This is a genomic window from Paenibacillus chungangensis, assembly GCF_042675905.1.
Lineage (GTDB): Bacteria > Bacillota > Bacilli > Paenibacillales > Paenibacillaceae > Pristimantibacillus > Pristimantibacillus chungangensis.
The window spans coordinates 21064-38331 of record NZ_JBHTJZ010000020.1 but is presented as its reverse complement, the minus strand read 5'-3'; the positions used below and the strand labels follow the sequence as shown (position 1 = coordinate 38331).

14 protein-coding genes are annotated in these 17268 nt (G+C 52.1%); 10 read left to right on the top strand and 4 right to left on the bottom strand.

From position 1 onward, the window contains the following. Positions 1-383 precede the first annotated feature (383 nt). Entirely contained in the window at positions 384-1577 is a 1194-nt protein-coding gene (locus ACFQ2I_RS13235; protein ID WP_377564818.1) for an NAD(P)/FAD-dependent oxidoreductase, read from the top strand. Beyond that, complete coding sequence (locus ACFQ2I_RS13230; RefSeq protein ID WP_377564817.1) at positions 1577-1840, top strand: hypothetical protein; 264 nt, start codon at positions 1577-1579, stop codon at positions 1838-1840. Before ACFQ2I_RS13235 ends, ACFQ2I_RS13230 begins: the two co-directional genes overlap by 1 nt. A gap of 156 nt (positions 1841-1996) precedes the next feature. Here ACFQ2I_RS13230 and hemQ read toward each other — a convergent pair whose 3' ends face one another. After that, complete coding sequence (gene hemQ, locus ACFQ2I_RS13225) at positions 1997-2743, bottom strand: hydrogen peroxide-dependent heme synthase (protein WP_377564816.1); 747 nt, start codon at positions 2741-2743, stop codon at positions 1997-1999. Between the two features lie 198 nt (positions 2744-2941). Between hemQ and ACFQ2I_RS13220 the strand changes: the two genes are divergently transcribed. From ACFQ2I_RS13220 to dnaI, 3 genes are all read left to right on the top strand, one after another. Continuing rightward, positions 2942-3253 carry a YuiB family protein gene (locus ACFQ2I_RS13220; protein ID WP_377564815.1) on the top strand — a complete coding sequence of 104 codons (312 nt, stop codon included), beginning with the start codon at positions 2942-2944 and terminating at the stop codon, positions 3251-3253. Positions 3254-3385: 132 nt separating this feature from the next. Beyond that, positions 3386-4915 (top strand): helicase DnaB, encoded by a 1530-nt coding sequence (locus tag ACFQ2I_RS13215; RefSeq protein ID WP_377564814.1) that lies wholly within the window; start codon positions 3386-3388, stop codon positions 4913-4915. Positions 4916-5003: 88 nt separating this feature from the next. Continuing rightward, positions 5004-5963 (top strand): primosomal protein DnaI, encoded by a 960-nt coding sequence (gene dnaI / locus ACFQ2I_RS13210; RefSeq protein ID WP_377564813.1) that lies wholly within the window; start codon positions 5004-5006, stop codon positions 5961-5963. A 62-nt stretch (positions 5964-6025) separates the two neighbouring features. Here the strand turns inward: dnaI and ACFQ2I_RS13205 are convergent, their stop codons facing one another. Further along, entirely contained in the window at positions 6026-6172 is a 147-nt protein-coding gene (locus ACFQ2I_RS13205; RefSeq protein WP_262677537.1) for a YqzM family protein, read from the bottom strand. Between the two features lie 163 nt (positions 6173-6335). Here ACFQ2I_RS13205 and uvrC point away from each other — a divergent pair, with 163 nt between their 5' ends. After that, positions 6336-8330, top strand: a complete 1995-nt coding sequence (gene uvrC / locus ACFQ2I_RS13200) for an excinuclease ABC subunit UvrC (protein ID WP_377564812.1) — start codon at positions 6336-6338, stop codon at positions 8328-8330. A gap of 664 nt (positions 8331-8994) precedes the next feature. Here uvrC and ACFQ2I_RS13195 read toward each other — a convergent pair. Both ACFQ2I_RS13195 and ACFQ2I_RS13190 read right to left on the bottom strand, forming a co-directional pair. Next, positions 8995-10629 carry a CPBP family intramembrane glutamic endopeptidase gene (locus ACFQ2I_RS13195; RefSeq protein WP_377564811.1) on the bottom strand — a complete coding sequence of 545 codons (1635 nt, stop codon included), beginning with the start codon at positions 10627-10629 and terminating at the stop codon, positions 8995-8997. A gap of 145 nt (positions 10630-10774) precedes the next feature. Next, a complete protein-coding gene (locus tag ACFQ2I_RS13190; RefSeq protein ID WP_377564809.1) occupies positions 10775-11716 on the bottom strand; it encodes a LysR family transcriptional regulator in 942 nt (313 codons plus the stop codon). Between the two features lie 203 nt (positions 11717-11919). Here ACFQ2I_RS13190 and ACFQ2I_RS13185 point away from each other — a divergent pair, with 203 nt between their 5' ends. The 4 genes from ACFQ2I_RS13185 (at position 11920) to ACFQ2I_RS13170 (ending at position 17220) form a co-directional block, all read left to right on the top strand. Further along, positions 11920-12591, top strand: coding sequence for a succinate dehydrogenase cytochrome b558 subunit (locus tag ACFQ2I_RS13185; protein ID WP_377564808.1), 672 nt, complete (start codon positions 11920-11922; stop codon positions 12589-12591). A gap of 24 nt (positions 12592-12615) precedes the next feature. After that, positions 12616-14379 carry a succinate dehydrogenase flavoprotein subunit gene (gene sdhA / locus ACFQ2I_RS13180; protein WP_377564807.1) on the top strand — a complete coding sequence of 588 codons (1764 nt, stop codon included), beginning with the start codon at positions 12616-12618 and terminating at the stop codon, positions 14377-14379. A gap of 2 nt (positions 14380-14381) precedes the next feature. Then, positions 14382-15149 carry a succinate dehydrogenase iron-sulfur subunit gene (gene sdhB / locus ACFQ2I_RS13175; protein WP_377564806.1) on the top strand — a complete coding sequence of 256 codons (768 nt, stop codon included), beginning with the start codon at positions 14382-14384 and terminating at the stop codon, positions 15147-15149. Positions 15150-15354: 205 nt separating this feature from the next. Further along, entirely contained in the window at positions 15355-17220 is a 1866-nt protein-coding gene (locus ACFQ2I_RS13170; RefSeq protein WP_377564804.1) for an SLC13 family permease, read from the top strand. Positions 17221-17268 lie beyond the last annotated feature (48 nt).

The window sequence follows — 17268 nt, the reverse complement described above, 5'->3', positions numbered from 1 at the left end:
ACCTCCATCTGAATTGATAATATCTGGGTACGCTATCCATTATAAGCTTTCCCATCGTGAGAGGGAAATCATTTATTGTGCACAATGCTGAACATTTTCGTATATTTTACTCTTGAACTTTTTTAGAAAAGTCTGTAATATGTCTGTTGTATATAAAAACCTCTACGGGGCCTTTGGATGAAGCGCGACCGCCCTCTAGACAAATGACTATTTGTCAATGATTGGCGATCCGCAGCCTTGATAAGTTTTGTTTTTGAACACAAACTATGAAACACATTATTTTTTGACTGGGTTTGTGTAATTTTTCACAATCTTAAGCGGCATGTTCCAAAGCGATTCGTGCTGATGAGGAAAAGAATATAAGGAATGGATGGGATCACACAATGAGCAACATACCGAAAATTGTTATTCTCGGTGCAGGTTATGGCGGAGTGCTGACAGCTCTTCGTCTGCAAAAAGAACTGAACTATAATGAAGCGGATGTAACGCTGGTCAACAAGCATGACTATCATTACATTACGACTCATCTTCATATGCCTGCTGCCGGTACAGACAATCCTGAGAATGCGCGTGTCAGCATCTCCAAGTTGATTGACGAGTTCAAAATTGACTTCGTTAAATCGACAGTCGTTCAAATTCGTCCTCAAGACAAGAAGGTCATACTGGAGGATGGTACGCTCTCCTACGATTACCTGGTCATCGGTCTAGGTGGCGAGCCTGAAACCTTCGGCATCCCTGGCCTGGGCGAGCACGCTATGAACATTCGGAGCATTAACTCCGTTCGCTTGATTCGAGAGCATATCGAATATCAATTCGCACGCTATAAGCGCGAGCCGCATCGAACCGACTATCTGACTTTCGTCGTAGGCGGCGCCGGCTTTACAGGCATCGAATTCATTGGCGAGTTGGCTGACCGTATTCCTGAGCTGTGCAAGCAATTTGACGTAGATCCATCCCTGGTGAAAATATACAATGTCGAGGCTGCTCCGACTGCATTGCCTGGCTTTGACCCGGAGCTTGTTGAATACGGGATGAATGTGCTTAGAAATAAAGGCGTAACATTCCGCATCGGTACTGCGATCAAGGAGTGCACGCCTGAGGGTGTAGTGGTAGGAGAAGGGGAAGAGATCAAGTCGGCCACGGTCATATGGACGGGCGGCATTCGCGGCAATCGTCTGATCGAGGAAGCGGGCTTCGAGACGATGCGCGGCCGTGTCAAGGTGGACGAGTTCCTGCGTGCGCCTGACAACGACAATATCTACGTTGTAGGCGATAATTCGCTGATGTTCAACCCGGAAGGACGTCCATATCCGCCTACTGCTCAGATTGCGATGCAGCAAGGTGTCGTATGTGCGCATAATCTGGTGGCGTCGATTCGCAACCAGTCGTTGAAAAAATTCGAGTTCTCCAATAAAGGCACTGTGGCTTCCTTGGGCAAAGGCGAAGCGATCGGCATCGCTTTCGGCAAGAAGTACAAAGGGCGCGTAGCTGCATGGCTGAAAAAAATGATCGATATCCGTTACCTGTTCATTATCGGCGGTATTCCGCTTGTTCTGCGCAAAGGTAAATTCTTGTAATGAGACACTGCAGCGTTCAAGTCCGGGGGCTGCTGACGAGAGACGAGTTGGATCGTTACAATGCCTTGATGGAGGTGGGCTCCTATCTGGAGTCTCAGCTCCGTCATGACTTGGCATATACGGTTCAGAAGGAGATTGACTTGCTGATCCAGCCTGCGATCGAGCGACTGAAGGATAAAGGTCGCGCCAGAGACAAGGCGACGCAAGAGTATCTGGATGCGAAGCGTCTGGAAGCCGAGCAGGTGGACGAGGATCAAGAGTGAACGGGGTTCCCGTTATCAACGTCGGGGCAATGGCATAGGCCGTTGCTTCGGCGTTTTTTTACATAACGAAGAGCTGCCTGCCGGGTTCTGGACAAGAATGGAACCGGGCAGACAGTTTATTGTTGAAGTGAAGTTGGTCGTTAGGTCTCTATTGGCTTACAGCTTCAGCAGTTCGTCGACCTTCTCGCCATCGAGCAGGTTGCCGACGTAGAAGTCGCCGAAGTCGCCGAATCGAGCGCTTACTTCGTCGAAGCGCATCTCGTAGACGAGCTTCTTGAATTGAAGCGCGTCGTTGGCGAACAGTGTTACGCCCCATTCCCAATTGTCGAAGCCGACGGAGCCGGTAATGATCTGCTTCACCTTCCCGGCATACTTGCGGCCGATCATGCCGTGGCTGCGCATCATGGCGCGGCGCTCTTCCATGTCCAGCATGTACCAGTTATCGTTGCCCGAGCGGCGCTTGTTCATGGGATAGAAGCAGATATGTCGCCACTTCGGCAGTTCAGGCTTCAGACGTGCGACAACCTCGGGATTCTCCATCGGATCGCCGCCGGACGCTCCCATATAATTGCTCAGCTCTACAATGCTCACATAGGAGTAAGAGGGATATGTATAGCTGGCGAACGTGGTCTTGTTGAAGGCGACTTCAATCTCGTTCAATTCCTCCAGCGTCTCTCGAAGATGCATGAATACGAAGTCGGCCTTCTGACCGACGATGGAATAGACGGCGGTGCTGCCTTGCTTCTGTTGCTCCACGCCTCCCCATTGTGCCAGGAAGGCGTGGAGCTCGTCCAGCGCATGCTTCCGCTCGCTCTCCTCGGCGAGTCGCCATGCTGTCCAGTCCATGCTGCGGAAGTCATGCAGCGCGTACCATCCTTCCAATGTTTGTGCGGCTTCACTCATTGCACGTGATGCTCCTCTCTAGATATACTGCTTTCATTGTAGCGTAATGTGCTCATGGGTAGCAAATGGCGGGATTGTGACATTTGACGTGGGCAGATTGACATTGGTTTCCGCTTTCATTACACTAGAACAAGTTATCACTGCGCAGACGGCTGAAGCATGCCGTGTGTGAGCGGAGTAAGGGAAGGAGCTGCTGCAATGCCTGAGTTAGTCGTTAACATCATTCAAATCATCGTTGCTACAGTGCTGTTCTTTGTCATGATGTTCGGCATTGGCTTTATATTGAATATGCTGCTGAAGACGACTTGGTTTCCTGTTGTGCTGTTCTTCATCGTGTTGATTGGACTCGCCATATGGTCCCCCTGGGACTCTTCACAGAACCCGTCAATGAACAATATCGGCACTTACACACTGGTTTATTACATCCCCATTACGGGCGCGCTCATTGGCGCGTTTGTCAGCGGTTGGGCGATTCGGGCGCTCCGCAGGGGCGGTTACAAGATGTTTTAATGAATGCTGAATATTATGGCAGCAAGCAATGAGAATCCCTCAATCGGGGGATTTTTCTATTTTTTCAGATCGTTCGCTAGAGGTCGATTTATGCTAAAATGATAGAAAGTATGTTTGGGATGGAGAAGATTTATGCGGATTGGAAGTATGCTGGAGTTCACGGAACATCACCGATATTACATATTTCGTGATTTTTCGTTAAGCGGTCTTGACCATAAAATGCTGACGTTAATCTATCAACCAATTGTGGGCGGACTGGCCGTCGCCCTCTATCACCTGCTCTATCAGGGGATTGAAGAAGGGAGGAGTGGTTACTCCCGGCTGGAGCCGCAGCGCAAGTTGTTCCTGGGACTTGGCCTATCCATGGACGAGAGGAGCAGGAGGCTCGTAATCGAGCAAGCATCCAAGCTGGAGGCGGTCGGTCTGCTGCAGAGCAGTCGGTTGGCCGTACCGGATCACGCAGAAGTCATTTATGAATACGAATTAATGTCCCCTTTATCCCCGGGGGAATTTTTCCAGACGGTGCATCTGACAATGCTGCTGCGCGACAAGGTGGGCAAATATGCGGTCATCTCGCTTCGGGAAATGTTCGGTTCAAGCGAACCGGATGAACTGGCACACGCTCAGTTGGAGAAAGAGAACATATCGGTGCCTTTCTATGAGTTGTTCCAACTGAATATGCAATCATTCGATACGGAGCTGGAGCAGGCGCTGACGGAGGTGGCTCCGGCGCGACAGGCTTCCCCGCGTGCGGAGCTGGCTTCAGCTCGTATACCTTATGGGGAGATCATCCTGCGGTTCCCCCGCAATTCCGCCAACCGCTCCTCTGTGGAACGGCTGCGGCATCGTCCCGACAGTCTTGCCCAGGTGAATTATGTTGCTTATAAGTATAACTTGAACGTAACCGGGCTGTGCAGGCTGTTGGATGAAGACGATATTTTCGACGGCAATGGGGAATTGAATGTGGATGAGCTTCAGTTGAAGGCCAATGGCTTGTATCGCCATCAGCTGAAGCGGGATGAAGGTCGGGAGAAGGCGCTCGCGCGATCGGAGGCAATGGCAGGAGAAGTGGGTGAAGATGAGCGCGACGAGCCGGAGTATGAGGTGTCGGAGCAATATTTTCTGCCGGTGCCGTCTCCGCTTCAAGGGCGCTGCGATATTCAGCAATATAATATGCTGATGCGCAATGAGCCGCATACGCGTTTTTTGAGGCGGTTTTTCCCCGGTGCAGTTCCGGACTGGATTGTGAATGTGTTCGAACGGATCGATCTGCACTACAAGCTGGCAGGGCCGGTGATCAATGTACTGATTCATTATGTGATCGGAGGTCAGGAAGCGGGGCGGATAACGCGCACCTACCTGGATGCCGTTGCTTCCAACATGCTGATGAAAGGGCTCGATACCTTCGAGAAGGCGGTCGTCTACGTGAGGGAACAGGCGCAGATGGAACAGGACAAGGGTCTTCGCCAAGGGGGAGAGAGAGGCGCGGGAGCCGCATCGGGCAAGCGCGCATTCGGAGGCAGAGGCGGCAGCAATGGCCGCACCCCATCACGGAAGCCCTCCATTCCGATCGTGCAGGAGGGAACAAGAGATTCGTCCGTTACGGAAGCGGAACTGGAGGAGCTGCGTCGACTGGCGCATAAGTTGGATGGGAAGTCATAATGCTGAACAAGCCTGCATGGCAGTTAGACTGACTGCAGGAACAAACACCATTCGTGCATGGCACATTTAGCGGGAGGAGGAATGACGCATGGAATCGTTGGGCGACTTGTTGAAATCATGGCCATCAGGCCAGAATATCGCGCGTCAGGCTGAACAGAAGCTGGCTGAGCTGAGGGATGATCCGCTCGTTGCGAAGCTGAGGACGAAGTATCCCCAGGTGGATGAAGGATTGCTTCGTCGTAATTTGAATCGTGTCTATCAATACGTGACAGAGTATAACAACTGCTCCAATTGTCCTGGACTGGATGTCTGTCCTAACGATTACGAAGGCCATTATACGATGATTCATGCCGAGGAATTGAACGGAGCGATGCAACTGTATGACCGGAAGGTATCCTGCAAGAAATTCCTTGCCCGACAGGCGGAAGAGGCCGTGCGCAGCCGTATCCGCAGCTTTTATGTAGATGAGAAGGCGCTGCGGCGGGTATATTCCTCCGATGATATATTAACAAGAGATCTGGAACGGGCGAAGGCTGTGGGTCAGCTGTTACGCTATATCGACCGGACCCGCGAGCACGGGCTGCAGCAGGAGGGGTTATATCTTGCGGGCAGATTCGGCACGGGCAAGACCTTCCTGATGTGCTATCTCCTACAGGAGCTTGCGAAGGTAGGATACTCCGGAGTAATCGTGTACATGCCGGATTTCGTGGAAGATCTGAAATCCCTAATGCACGAGCCCGGCAAGCTGAAGGAGACGGTGGAGCTGATGAAAGAGACGGATCTGCTCGTCTTTGACGATATCGGTGCGGAGAACTTGAATCCATGGGTGCGCGATCATGTGCTGGGCGCAATCTTGAACTACCGGATGGAGCGCAAGCCGACGTTCTATACGTCGAACTATGATCTGGATGCGCTGGAGCGTCACTTCAGCTTCACGAACAAGGACGGCGAGGACATTCATAAGGCAGAGCGAATTATGGACCGCATCAAGCCTTATGTGGAGAATGTGATGGTGACGGGAGAGAACAAGCGAGGGCGAAAAGCGTGAATGAAAAAAGCTCCGTACGGATCGCCAAATGGCGATTCCTACGGAGCTTTCCTTCGCGATGTCTAGGAAATGATAAACTTCACAATAACAGCTGCGGCGAACACAATGGTCATGAATCCAAGCATGCCGCCAAAGCCGAAAACGACGTCCATCAAATCATGGCGCGGCTCCTCATTCACATGCTCGCGCGGATCTCTTACATTCTCCATTCCAAAGTCCTCCTTGACAGACCTCATGCTTTCATTAGTATACCCAAACTTCGGAAGGATTGTAAAGCCAATATGATGACAATTGTTAGACAATGCATGCTGATCGTCTTGACGATATGCTACAATGAATTACGCTGAAGCAAGTTGAGGGGAGGGACTCTCGATGAATAGAGAAAAAAACGAAGACCATACGACTGCGGGGAATTACGAGGCAGTCAGAGAACATATTCGCAACAAGCTGGCGCTGCTGCCGGACAATCCGGGCTGTTACTTGATGAAGAACGGCGAAGGAACGATTATATACGTCGGCAAGGCCAAAGTGTTGAAAAATCGCGTCCGTTCTTATTTCAACGGAAGCCACGATGGCAAAACGCAGCGGCTAGTGTCGGAAATCCGCGATTTTGAATTCATATTGACATCCTCCAACATGGAGGCGCTCATTCTGGAGTGCAATCTGATCAAGCAGCATAATCCGCGGTACAACGTACTGCTGAAGGACGACAAGTCGTTCCCCTATATTAAAATAACGAATGAGCGCCATCCCAGACTGGAGGTCACACGCCGCATCGTGAAGGATAAAGGGAAGTACTTCGGTCCCTATCCGAACGCTTATGCTGCCCAGCAGACGAAGAAGCTGCTAGACCGACTGTATCCGCTTCGCAAATGCAATACGCTGCCAGACAAGGTATGTCTGTATTATCATATGGGCCAGTGCATTGCCCCTTGCGAATACGAAGTGGAGCAGACGGAGTATGACCGTATGATTGGCGAGATCAGCCGCTTCCTGAAGGGCGGGCATGACATTGTGAAAGAAGAGCTGCAACGTAAGATGGAGCAAGCGGCGGAAGCGCTGGAGTTCGAGAGAGCGAAGGAGTACCGTGATCAGTTGCAAGCGATTGATGCGGTGATGGAGAAGCAAAAAATTACGATGTCCGACGCGATGGACCGCGATATTTTTGGCTATGCAGTGGAGAAGGGCTGGATGTGCGTACAAATTCTGTATATGCGACAGGGCAAATTGATTGAACGGCACGGGACAAGCTTCCCATATTACGGTGAAGAGTATGATGATTTCATCTCCTTCGTCACGCAATACTACAGTGACAACCCAGCGCTTCCGAAGCAGATACTGTTGCCGCATCCTCCTGAGGGGGATGACGAGCAGGAGGAGACGGTCGTCTCTTCCTTGCAGGACTGGCTGAAGGTGAAGGTGCTTATTCCGCAGCGCGGCAAGAAAAGCCAAGTGGTGCAGATGGCATACGACAATGCCCGGATGATGCTGGAGGAGAAGTTCAGGCTGATCGAGCGGGATGAAGCGCGTAGCGTGAAGGCTGCGGAAGCGCTGGCGGAATGGCTGGAGTTGCCCTCGGTGCACCGGATCGAAGCGTTCGACAACTCCAATATTCAAGGGACGAATCCCGTCTCTGCGATGGTGGTGTTCACCGATGGCAAGCCGGACCGGAAAGCGTACCGGAAGTACAAGGTGAAGACGGTAGCCGGTCCCGACGACTACGAGACGATGCGGGAGGTAGTCCGCCGCCGCTATGAACGGATGCTGAAGGAAGGCGGAACGCCGCCCGAACTGATCGTTGTGGATGGCGGCAAAGGGCAGATCGCGGCGGCAATCGACGTGCTGGAGAATGAGTTGGGGCTGGCCATTCCGGTATGCGGTCTCGTGAAGGACGACAAGCATAAGACGGCTCAGCTTATGACAGGCGATCCGCCCCGCATTGTGCCTCTGCCGCGTGACAGCCAGGAGTTCTACTTGCTGCAGCGGATACAGGACGAGGTTCACCGCTTCGCCATCAGCTTCCATCGCCAGCAGCGGGCCAAGTCAATGGTGGAGTCGCGGCTCGACAGCATTCCCGGCATCGGAGAGAAGCGACGCAAGCTGCTATTGAAGCACTTCGGCTCCATTAAGCGGATTAAGGAAGCGACTGTGGAAGACTTCAGGCCGCTATCTATCGGCGACAAGCTGGCTCAGACGATTCTGGCCGCCTTGAGGGATGAGCCGGCGTCAGCGGTGGAGTCGGTGTCTGAAGCCGAATACGAGTCCATATCGGACCCCGTATCCGAGTCCGTGCAGGACCCTATATCGGACCCCGTATCCGAGTCCGTGTCTGGTCAAGGTCAGCTGGAAGAGCGGCAAGAGCAATAGGATCGAAGTTAGGGAGCAGTTTGTAGTAGTCACATGAGGAAGATCTGCTCCCAGCTTGCCCCTCCGCTTATTCGTATCAGTCTATCGCTCATTATGCTCACATAGTCCCGACAAACGTGCCAGGACCCCTAATACGTAGCTGTCTATCGCTCAATATGCTCACATAACCCCTCATAGTTAGTTGGAATGTGCGCTCCATCGCTCAAAAAGGTCACATGGCCCCGACAAACGTGCCACGTCCGCCCTCAAGTAGCTGATCCTTAACGTTACGAGCAAGAAGTCGAGAAAGTTGTACGAAATTTCATACAAAAGTGGCTGATACGAGCAAAAAGTCGGGGAAGTTGTACGAAATTTCATACAAAAGTGGCCGGTTGGCGTAACATTTCTAGGTGTATTTAGGCAAAAGAGTGGAGAAGGGGAAGTAGTGGTGTGTTTAGGCGGCTGGGCGAAGATAGGTAAGTATTGGTGCGCTTAGGCTGATGGACAGTGAAGAGGAAATTAGTGGAGTGATTAGGCAGATAGGCGGAGGAAAGTTGAATATTAGTGTGCACATGCAGGAACTGGATAGCCCCCTTATTCCATGGGCAAGTGGAGTAAGGGGGCTTCTCAAGCTAATTCTTCATGCCATCAAACAACGTTTAAGCAAATAACTACGTTAGGCGCGCTAAAAGCGCGAGGTGGGGTCCGGCACGCCCGACGTGATGGCCGGTGTGCCGCCTGCTCGCTTCTCATGCCACTTCTTAATCAGATAGGCGATGAGCACCGGCAAGAGAATAAAGAAGATCGCGGAGATCACATCAACTGTGTTGCCAACCATGAACAGACTGCTGCCTACGGCTACGCTGTTGAATATGGCATGGGTGAACATCGCCGTAATGAACCCGTACTTGACGAAAATGAAGCTGAACAACAGGCCTATAATCATAAGCTCGAACAACCTTGTCGTGGATGGATAGAACGGGTACATGACGTGACCCAGCGCCCAGAACAAGGTCGGTAGAATAGCCGCTGCGAACGTATGCCTGAACCATCTGCGGAACAGCCCGATGCCGAAGAAGCGGAAGACGGCTTCCTCCGAGATTGCCGCCGCCCATGCCAATACAGGCATAAGCCACAACAGCTTCATGTTATATGGCGACATTGTTACATCACTCGTACCCCAAGTGCCAATAATCGCCTCCAGAGCACGGAAGATAATCGGTTGCAGACCAAGCATAATGAGCGCAAGCAGGTAGGACAGCCCAACGCTGCGCCATACATATTGACCGTATCCGGCTTCACGGAAGCGGGGCCACACCCGGAAGCCTTGCGCTCTCCAGAGTCCATCTCCGGCAACGATGGAGATATAGACCGAGCCTGCCATCGGAATGGTCATCAGCAGCATGAACAACGTGGTGAATAAGACGAAGCCTTCTCCCATATATTCCTCGCCGCTGCTTGCTCTTATGCCGTCCAGCATATTGACGTTCATGATGATGTAGGTGATCAGGAAAATGATCGTCAGCACGATGCCGTATTTGAAGGACGTATGCTTGCGATAAAGAATGGCGTAAATAATAGCCAGTATGCATAGCACGATACTCATGAGCAGATAACCCACACTCGTGAGAACGCCTGCCCAGAAGTCTTGCTTCTTCACATATTGATCATAGCTGTCCGGTACATGGAACGTAGGCTTGAACTGGGTAACCACCGTCTGATCCTGAATCACGCCTGCTCTCGCTGTCACTTGAAGCTCCGCTTCGCCAATCTTATACTGTGGCAGATTCGCTACCCAGCCCTCCCCAGCAGCTACCCATAGACGGTCTACCTCTGCTCCGTTCAGTCCTCGCTCCATCATCAGCTCGGTGATATTGGTATTCCGGAGCTGCTGACTGGGGATGGACTCATCCGGCAACATATTCCAAGCAACGACTTCACCGGTATACATATGGACATACAGGAAGCCTATGCCGCCCTCGGTGAAGGTCACATTGACCTGGAACGTGTCGGTTGGGAACTTCCCATCATATTCGTTCACATATTGCTCGATGAGCTTCTCTTTCGCCAAGTAACCGTTGAGCAGCTTGTCGCTTTGATGGAACGCATGAGCGCTCTTAACGCTGCGGCCCGTTAACCTCTCGGCGAAGATGGAAGCTTGATTAGCCGCCTCTTCTTTCGCTATTACGCCATTATCGTAAGGCATCGTGGATGTGGATGCGATCATTGGAACTACTTCCAAGACGACGAATAGAATCGAGAACAGAATTGCCGCCAGTATGTATTTCTTCCATTCTTTTTCTTTGATCAGTGTTGTCATAGCTCACCTCAATATAGATGTCTCAGTCCTTCATTACCATATCACAATAGAGAATGCATATGCCATCATCTCCTTAATGGCATATGCAAATTCATTGGATTTCAGCCCAGTATAATGGAAATAACTATAGAAAGGAGACGGCTGCTTATTTTAATGATTTGCGCGTCACCTCATACCCGTAGCCTCTGCTTTTCTTGCTGCCAGGGAATTTGACGGCGATTTCGTTAATGCACATTCTCACAGCCGGGCTTAAGTCGTCCGCCTCTCCGAAGATCAGGGAGGTCGTCCGCTTCGCATTCTCCAGCTCGCGAATCGGGATGACGACCAGTTCATTGTCAACGAGCAGCTGCTCGCGCAGATAGGACTGCGGCAATAGCGTTCCCGCGCGGCAAGTATGAAGCAAGCGAAGGATCGCTTCGAAGGAGTCGATCTCCATGCGCACGTCAGGCGACAGCTTATAGCTCTCGAACAACTCGTCAGTGAGCAGGCGGTACCAGGTTCCCTTGGCGAACAGGATCATCGGCATGCCGCCGAGATCTTCGATGTCCAGCCTCCCTTTCTCCGTGATCACTTGATTGCGAGGCAGCACCAGCATGAGATGGTCGTCGAACAAGGGCAGACAAGTAAGCGACGGATCGTCGATGGTGGAAGCCACTAGTCCTAGCTCGGCGCGATGCTCACGAACAGCAGCGACGATTTCATGCGTTTTGCCTGTGATCGCTTTAATATCAACTTCGGGATGTGCGCTCGTCAGCGACTGGATGATGTCTGGCAATGTCGTCTGCAGCGTTGTCAAGCTAGCTCCAATCGTCAGCGAGGTGCGACCGGTTTCCTTGAATTCAGCTACTGTCTTCAAGTAATGCATATACAGCTCACGCTGCTCCAGCGCGTATTCATAGGTCAATTGGCCGATTCGAGTGAGCTCCAGCCGCTTCCCGACGCGTCGGAACAGCTCCACGCCGATCTCCTCTTCCAGCTTGGCCAGCTTGCGGGATAAGGCGGGTTGAGAGATGTTAAGCAAGACGGCCGCCTTGTTCATGCTGGATTGCTCCACGATGACGGAGAAGATGTGCAGTTCTTCATTCATATTGCGTCCCTCTCTTATGTTGTATTGTTATAACAACTAATAAAAAATAAGCAATTCCATTATAAGCTGAAAAGGAGTAGGATGGAAGTATGGCAAATCTGTGTCAACATTTGTTGACGGGGGTACAGGCTAGAGGTACAATGTAGAATGGTTTATGGACAACAGATGAAGCATTCACAGTCTTGAAAGGAGAACAGAATGAGATGAAAGGAAATTCGTACTTCTCGCGCAAGCTGCACTCGCTGCTGGGCATTATTCCCTTGGGCGGGTTTATTGTCGTGCATGCGGTGACGAACTATCAAGCGTTCGAGCGCGGACCTGAGGGCTTCAACAATGGCGTGCATCTGATCAACAGCTTGCCGCTGCTGCCGTTGCTGGAAATCTTCGGCATCTACTTACCGCTATTGTTTCATGGTATTTACGGCCTGTACGTAGCGTATCAATCCAACTCCAATACGGGGCGCTTCCAGTATGGTCGGAACTGGGCGTTCACGGCCCAGCGGATTACCGGGGTGATAACTTTTGTATTCGTTTTCTGGCATGTATACCAGACGAGGATGCAAGTGTACCTTGGCAATCTTACCCATGAAGAGCTTGGTTCGACCATGCATGCGATCTCGACCAGTCCGGTTATGTTCGTATTGTATGTGATCGGTGTGCTGGCGGCGGTGTTCCACTTCAGCAACGGCCTATGGGCGTTCCTCATCAGCTGGGGAATTACGATCGGACCGAGAGCGCAGCGCATCTCGTCTTACATTTGCATGGGCGTATTCGTAATCGTATCTGCCCTGTTCATTCTCTCGCTGATCGCGTTCGGCGGCGATGAGTTCAAGGAAGCTGCAAGCGCAGCTGCGGCTTGGAGCAACATCGGATAGTTTGAAGACAAGGAGCGAAGCATAATGGCAAAAAATAAAGTAATCGTCGTTGGCGGCGGTCTTGCAGGCTTGATGGCTACGATCAAAGCGGCGGAGGCCGGCATGCATGTCGATCTCATGTCGCTTGTGCCCGTCAAGCGTTCTCACTCCGTGTGTGCGCAAGGCGGCATTAATGGCGCTGTTAATACAAAGGGCGAAGGCGACTCCCCTTGGGAGCACTTTGACGATACGGTATACGGCGGCGACTTCCTCGCCAATCAGCCGCCGGTGAAGGCGATGTGCGATGCGGCGCCTGGCATTATTCACTTGATGGACCGGATGGGCGTTATGTTCAACCGTACGCCGGAAGGCTTGCTTGACTTCCGCCGGTTCGGCGGCACGAAGCACCATCGGACCGCATTTGCCGGCGCAACGACTGGCCAGCAGCTGCTCTATGCGCTGGATGAGCAAGTACGTCGCTGGGAAGCAGCGGGTCTGGTCAACAAGTTCGAGCATTGGGAGTTCTTGGGCGCTGTGCTGGACGACGACGGCGTATGCCGCGGCGTATCCGCACAGGATCTGCGTACGATGGAAGTGCATACGGTAAGAGCGGATGCGGTTATTCTGGCGTCCGGCGGACCTGGCATCATTTTCGGCAAGACGACGAACTCAGTCATTAATACGGGTACTGCGGCGAGCGCTGTGTATCAGCAAGGCGTGAAATACGCCAACGGCGAATTTATTCAGATTCATCCGACGGCTATTCCAGGCGACGACAAGCTACGTCTGATGTCGGAATCCGCGCGCGGCGAAGGCGGGCGCGTATGGACATACAAGGATGGCAAGCCTTGGTACTTCCTGGAAGAGAAATACCCGGCATACGGCAACCTTGTGCCGCGGGACATTGCGACTCGTGAGATATTCGCTGTGTGCGTCGATCAGAAGCTGGGCATTAATGGCGAGAATATGGTATATCTCGATTTGTCTCACAAGGATCCGAAGGAACTGGACGTCAAGCTTGGCGGCATTATCGAGATCTATGAGAAATTCATGGGCGACGATCCGCGCAAGATACCGATGAAGATCTTCCCGGCCGTTCACTATTCCATGGGCGGCATGTGGGTCGATTACAATCAGATGACCAATATCCCTGGCCTGTTCGCGGCAGGAGAGTGCGAGTACCAATACCACGGCGCGAACCGTCTGGGCGCGAACTCGTTGCTGTCCGCGATCTACGGAGGCATGGTAGCTGGTCCGAAAGCTGTGGAATATATTAAAGGGCTGGACAAATTGTCTGATGACATCTCCTCCCAAGTATTCGATCGTGACAACAAGCGTCATAACGACAAGTACAATCGCATTGTCAGCATGAACGGTACGGAGAACGCTTATGTGCTGCATAAGGAGCTGGGCGAATGGATGACGAACAATATGACCGTCGTCCGCTTCAACGACAAGCTGCAAGCGACGATCAACAAAATTAAAGAGCTGAAGCAGCGCTATCAGAACATCAACATTAATGACACAGCGAAATGGAACAATGCCGGCGTAGCCTTCACACGCCAGCTGTGGAACATGATTGAGCTGTCTGAAGCGATGACGCTGGGCGCCCTGATGCGGAACGAGAGCCGCGGCGCGCATTACAAGCCGGACTTCCCGGATCGCAATGATGATCAATTCATGAAGTCGACGATTGCAGACTGGACGCCGGACGGTCCTAAGATCTCCTATGAGGACGTCGATGTCAGCCTGATTGCTCCGCGCAAGCGCGACTACACAACGGATAAAAAGAAGAAGAAAGGAGAATAATGATGGCCGAAACGACTGCTGCTGCTAAGAAAACGATAAAATTCGTTATTACACGCCAAGATACGCCGGATTCCGCGCCTTATACGGAAGAATTCGAAATTCCATACCGTCCCAACATGAATGTGATCAGTGGGCTGATGGAAATACAGCGTAATCCCGTCAAGTCTGACGGAAAGAGCACGGCGCCAGTATGCTGGGATTCCAACTGTCTGGAAGAAGTGTGCGGCGCTTGCTCCATGGTGATCAACGGCAAGCCGCGCCAGGCGTGCAGCGCTCTTGTTGATAAGCTGGAGCAGCCAATCCGCCTGGAGCCGATGCGTACCTTCCCGGTCGTGCGTGACCTGGTTATCAATCGCGAGCGCATGTTCACCGCCTTGAAGAAGGTGAAAGCATGGATCCCGATTGACGGCACATACGATCTTGGTCCCGGTCCGCGTATGGCAGAATCCAAGCGCCAATGGGCATATGAACTCTCCAAGTGCATGACTTGTGGCGTTTGTCTGGAATCCTGTCCGAACGTGAACGATCGCAACAGCTTTATCGGTCCCGCTGCCATCTCGCAGGTTCGACTGTTCAACGCTCATCCGACGGGCGAGATGAATCAGGACGAGCGTCTGGACGCGCTTATGACAGATGGCGGCATCGAAGGCTGCGGCAACTCGCAGAACTGCGTTCGCTCCTGTCCGAAGGGCATCCCGCTGACGACATCGATCGCAGCGATCAACAAGGATACGACGAAGCATCTGTTCAAGAAGTGGCTAGGCATGTAGCACATAGCACTTATCAGGCTGTTCCTCAAGCGGTTTGCCGCTTGAGGAGCAGCCTTGCTTTTTATCGTACATGCATACGGATAATCATTCCCTTGCCCAGCATGGCAGTATGAGTTACGTCACATACGGCTGATCCTGACTTGTGCTATTATAGGCATGTTGCGATTGAAGCGGCGACAAACGGTGATAGAAGGGGTATCTGGTCATGAATACGGAGATGTTAATTACGCTATCTATACTTGCAGGCTCAGCTGCCCTGTTCGCCAGCGGCAAGATACGATCGGATATGGTTGCTATCATGGCGCTTATCCTATTGGTTGTACTGGATATATTGAATCCGGCTGAAGCTTTGTCTGGCTTTGCTAATTCCGTCGTCATTATGATGATTGGCTTGTTTATCGTCGGAGGAGGCATCTTCCATACAGGACTCGCCCGGCAGGTGAGCGGGCGATTGCTTAAGCTGGCGGGCCAGAATGAGACGAAGCTGCTTGTAACGGTCATGCTGGCCAGCTCCTTTATCGGCGCTTTCGTCAGCAATACGGGAACTGTCGCGGTCATGCTCCCGATTGTCGTCAGCTTGGCGATGAGCGCAGGAGTCAGCCCAGGAAGGCTTCTTATGCCGCTTGCATTCGCCAGCAGTCTGGGAGGGACGCTGACTCTGATTGGCACGCCGCCGAATATGGTCATTCGAGAGACACTGATGAAGGCTGGCGTGACGGAACTGACTTTCTTCTCCTTCACACCTGTAGGAACAGTAGCCCTAATAGCAGGCACAGTCTTAATTATTGTACTTAGCAAGTTCCTGCTGCCCAAGTCCAGCATCGATAAAGAAGGAGGCAAGAAGAGGCGCTCCCTTCAGGAGCTGGCGCAGCAGTACAGCTTGTCGGACAATCTGTACCGCGTACAAGCGAAGATGAATTGTGCTCTTATAGGCAAGTCGCTCAAAGAGCTGTCCCTTACGAGTCAATACGGTATACATATTAGTGAAGTGAGACGGAAGTCCTCCCACAAGAATCCCTTCTTCAAGACGTTGAACGGAGAAGTAGCGGGACCGGATACGATTATAGAGGAGAACGATATATTATATGTGAAGGGATTTTTCCAACAGGTGGAGTCATTCGCTAACGATTGCGGACTTGAGCTGATGGGGCAGCATGCGGCGGAGCGGGAACAGTTGCCTACGGAAGGATTTGCTTCTGCGGAGGTAGGGATTGCGGAGGTGCTAATACCGCCGAACTCCAAGCATATCAATCAACTTGTCAAGCATTCCGGCTTCCGCGAGCAATACAACTTGAATATACTTGGCATCCAGCGCAGAGGCGAATACCTGCTTCATGAGCTGAAGGAGGAGAGGATGCGTTCCGGCGACGCCCTGCTGGTGCAAGGAGCTTGGAAGAGCATTGCGAAGCTGTCCCAGGAACATGCTGACGTAGTCGTCGTCGGACAGCCGGAGGAAGCGGAGGCTTCCGTTCCGCTCAGCCACAAAGCTCCGATTGCGGCTGTGATTATGATCGCAATGGTCGTCCTTATGATAGCGGATATATTCCCTGCGGTCATATCTGTCATGATCGCAGCGGTGCTTATGGTAGCTACGGGCTGTCTGCGCAATATGGAAGAAGCTTACAAGACGGTCAATTGGGAAAGCATTGTGCTGATCGGCGGAATGATTCCGATGTCGATCGCGGTGGAGAAGACGGGAGCGGCAGCGCTAATATCGGATAAGCTTGTGCTCAGCTTGGGAAGCTTCGGTCCGCTTGCCTTGCTTGCAGGCGTATATTTCGCCACATCCTTCGTCACCTTGTTCATAAGCAATACTGCATCGGCTGTATTGTTTGCTCCTATTGCGCTGGGTGCGGCTCTTCAGCTTGGCGTCAATCCGGTGCCGTACTTGTTTGCCGTCACGCTGGCTGCGAGCATCTGCTTCGCCGTGCCGTTCTCCACGCCGCCCAATGCGCTCGTTATGTCTGCGGGACGCTATACGTTTATGGATTATGTGCGCATCGGATTGCCGGCACAGGTGCTGCTTGGCATCATTATGGTGCTGGTATTGCCGCTGTTTTTTCCTTTCTAACTCCATAGTTACGAGACATAATGATTATAAGAGATTATTCCTCGCGAG

What these genes read in the sequence shown, in the direction of transcription:
- ACFQ2I_RS13220 (WP_377564815.1), top strand. Translation starts at nt 2,942, where the DNA reads ATGCCTGAGTTAGTCGTTAACATCATTCAAATCATCGTTGCTACAGTG.
- ACFQ2I_RS13170 (WP_377564804.1), top strand. Translation starts at nt 15,355, where the DNA reads ATGAATACGGAGATGTTAATTACGCTATCTATACTTGCAGGCTCAGCT.
- uvrC (WP_377564812.1), top strand. Translation starts at nt 6,336, where the DNA reads ATGAATAGAGAAAAAAACGAAGACCATACGACTGCGGGGAATTACGAG.
- hemQ (WP_377564816.1), bottom strand. Translation starts at nt 2,743, where the DNA reads ATGAGTGAAGCCGCACAAACATTGGAAGGATGGTACGCGCTGCATGAC.
- ACFQ2I_RS13185 (WP_377564808.1), top strand. Translation starts at nt 11,920, where the DNA reads ATGAAAGGAAATTCGTACTTCTCGCGCAAGCTGCACTCGCTGCTGGGC.
- dnaI (WP_377564813.1), top strand. Translation starts at nt 5,004, where the DNA reads ATGGAATCGTTGGGCGACTTGTTGAAATCATGGCCATCAGGCCAGAAT.
- ACFQ2I_RS13235 (WP_377564818.1), top strand. Translation starts at nt 384, where the DNA reads ATGAGCAACATACCGAAAATTGTTATTCTCGGTGCAGGTTATGGCGGA.
- ACFQ2I_RS13215 (WP_377564814.1), top strand. Translation starts at nt 3,386, where the DNA reads ATGCGGATTGGAAGTATGCTGGAGTTCACGGAACATCACCGATATTAC.
- sdhA (WP_377564807.1), top strand. Translation starts at nt 12,616, where the DNA reads ATGGCAAAAAATAAAGTAATCGTCGTTGGCGGCGGTCTTGCAGGCTTG.
- ACFQ2I_RS13205 (WP_262677537.1), bottom strand. Translation starts at nt 6,172, where the DNA reads ATGGAGAATGTAAGAGATCCGCGCGAGCATGTGAATGAGGAGCCGCGC.
- sdhB (WP_377564806.1), top strand. Translation starts at nt 14,382, where the DNA reads ATGGCCGAAACGACTGCTGCTGCTAAGAAAACGATAAAATTCGTTATT.
- ACFQ2I_RS13190 (WP_377564809.1), bottom strand. Translation starts at nt 11,716, where the DNA reads ATGAATGAAGAACTGCACATCTTCTCCGTCATCGTGGAGCAATCCAGC.
- ACFQ2I_RS13230 (WP_377564817.1), top strand. Translation starts at nt 1,577, where the DNA reads ATGAGACACTGCAGCGTTCAAGTCCGGGGGCTGCTGACGAGAGACGAG.
- ACFQ2I_RS13195 (WP_377564811.1), bottom strand. Translation starts at nt 10,629, where the DNA reads ATGACAACACTGATCAAAGAAAAAGAATGGAAGAAATACATACTGGCG.